Below are 2,171 nucleotides of genomic sequence, written 5' to 3' on the forward strand. Positions count from 1 at the left end.
GCTCGAGGCCGTCCGGGACGACGCCCTCGCCGGCCGGCCGGACGCCTCGGAGGAGTGCATCCTGCTCAACCCGCCGTTCCACGACGGCAACGCGGTCGACCCCGCCGTGGCGCACCGCCTGGTCGCCGAGGCGGCCCGCGTGCTGGCCACGGGCGGGCGCCTGTGGTGCGTGTGGAACTCCCACCTGCGCCACCGCCCCGTGCTCGAGGCCGAGGTGGGCCCGACGCGCCAGGTCGCCCGAGACCGCACCTTCACCGTGACGGTCTCCACCCGCCGCTGACGGGCCCGCGCCCCGTCGGTCCGACGTCCGGGTCGGCCGGGCAGGCCCGGCGCGGTCCGCAGACCGCCCCGCAGACGACGACGCCCCGCCCCTCCGTGCAGGAGGGGCGGGGCGTCGGGGTGCGTCACCGACCGTCAGCGACGGTCAGGCGACGGCGCTCAGTTGCCGGTGAGCTTCTCGCGCAGGGCGGCGAGGGCCTCGTCCGAGGCCAGGGTGCCGCCGTCCGAGGCCGGGGCCTCGGAGGAGTAGGACGAGCCGCCCATGCCCGCACCGGTGTCGGCGCCGGCGTTGGCCTCCTCCTCGAAGGAGCGGCGCACCTGCTCCTTGTGCTGCTCCCAGCGGGACTGGGCGTCGGCGTACTGCTGCTCCCAGGCGGCGCGCTCGGACTCGAAGCCCTCCATCCACTCGTTGGACTCGACGTCGAAGCCCTCGGGGTACTTGTAGTTGCCCTCCTCGTCGTACTCCGCGGCCATGCCGTAGAGCGCCGGGTCGAACTCGGTGCCCTCGGGGTCCACGCCCTCGTTGGCCTGCTTGAGGGACAGGGAGATGCGGCGACGCTCGAGATCGATGTCGATGACCTTGACGAACAGCTCGTCGTTGACCGACACGACCTGCTCGGCGGTGTCGATGTGGCGCGAGGCCAGCTCGGAGATGTGCACGAGGCCCTCGATGCCGTCCTCGACGCGCACGAACGCGCCGAAGGGCACCAGCTTGGTGACCTTGCCCGGCACGACCTGGCCGAGGGCGTGGGTGCGGGCGAAGAGCTGCCACGGGTCCTCCTGGGTCGCCTTCAGCGACAGGGAGACACGCTCGCGGTCCATGTCCACCTCGAGGACCTCGACGGTGACCTCCTGGCCCACCTCGACGACCTCGGACGGGTGGTCGATGTGCTTCCAGGACAGCTCGGAGACGTGCACGAGGCCGTCCACGCCGCCCAGGTCGACGAAGGCGCCGAAGTTGACGATGGAGGACACGGTGCCGTTGCGGACCTGGCCCTTCTCCAGCTTGTGGAGGAAGTTGGAGCGGACCTCGGACTGGGTCTGCTCGAGCCAGGCGCGGCGGGAGAGCACCACGTTGTTGCGGTTCTTGTCCAGCTCGATGATCTTCGCCTCGAGCTTCTGGCCGATGTAGGGGGCCAGGTCGCGCACGCGGCGCATCTCGACGAGCGAGGCCGGGAGGAAGCCGCGCAGGCCGATGTCCAGGATGAGGCCGCCCTTGACGACCTCGATGACGGTGCCCTCGACGACGCCGTCCTCCTCCTTGATCTTCTCGATGTCGCCCCAGGCGCGCTCGTACTGGGCGCGCTTCTTGGAGAGGATCAGGCGACCCTCCTTGTCCTCCTTGGTGAGGACCAGGGCCTCGACGGTGTCGCCCACGGCCACGACCTCGTCCGGGTCCACGTCGTGCTTGATGGACAGCTCGCGGGACGGGATGACGCCCTCGGTCTTGTAGCCGATGTCGAGCAGGACCTCGTCGCGGTCCACCTTGACGACGGTGCCCTCGACGAGGTCGCCATCGTTGAAGTACTTGATGGTCGCGTCGATGGCAGCGAGCAGGTCCTCGGCGGTGCCGATGTCGTTGATGGCGACCTGCGGGGCGTTGGAAGTGGTGGTCATGTAGGAGGGACTCCGTTGGGATCAGGGGTCACGCCGGGATCCGTGCCGTCGGTCGACGGCGTCCGGGCGCCTCAGGCGCCCCACCCGGCGTGGGTCGTGATGGACATGTTTCAAGTGCGCACGAATGTGCTCGACCAGCGTATCAGAACCCCGTGAGCAGGTGCACCGCGGCCGCGGGGGCCAGCAGCGCGTCCAGCCGGGCGGCCGCGCCCGGCTCCCGCTCGTCCACGACGCCGGCCCGCACGAGCGCGCCGGCGCGCACGCCGCCGAGCCAC

The 2,171-nt window shown here is 71.0% G+C and carries 2 protein-coding genes; one reads left to right on the top strand and one right to left on the bottom strand.

The window, feature by feature from the left end; genetic code table 11:
- Positions 1 to 280, top strand: a 280-nt coding sequence (locus NWP10_RS11655) for a class I SAM-dependent methyltransferase (protein WP_258301012.1), incomplete at its 5' end; no start/stop codon positions are given.
- A gap of 158 nt (positions 281 to 438) precedes the next feature.
- On the opposite strand, the gene rpsA is transcribed toward NWP10_RS11655, so the two are convergent.
- Positions 439 to 1,896 (bottom strand): 30S ribosomal protein S1, encoded by a 1,458-nt coding sequence (gene rpsA / locus NWP10_RS11660; RefSeq protein WP_017489147.1) that lies wholly within the window; start codon positions 1,894 to 1,896, stop codon positions 439 to 441.
- Positions 1,897 to 2,171 lie beyond the last annotated feature (275 nt).

The organism is Micrococcus sp. HG099 (assembly GCF_024723355.1).
Taxonomy (GTDB): domain Bacteria; phylum Actinomycetota; class Actinomycetes; order Actinomycetales; family Micrococcaceae; genus Micrococcus; species Micrococcus endophyticus.

Coding starts and splice junctions, on each gene's coding strand:
- rpsA (WP_017489147.1), bottom strand. CDS start 1,896: ATGACCACCACTTCCAACGCCCCGCAGGTCGCCATCAACGACATCGGC.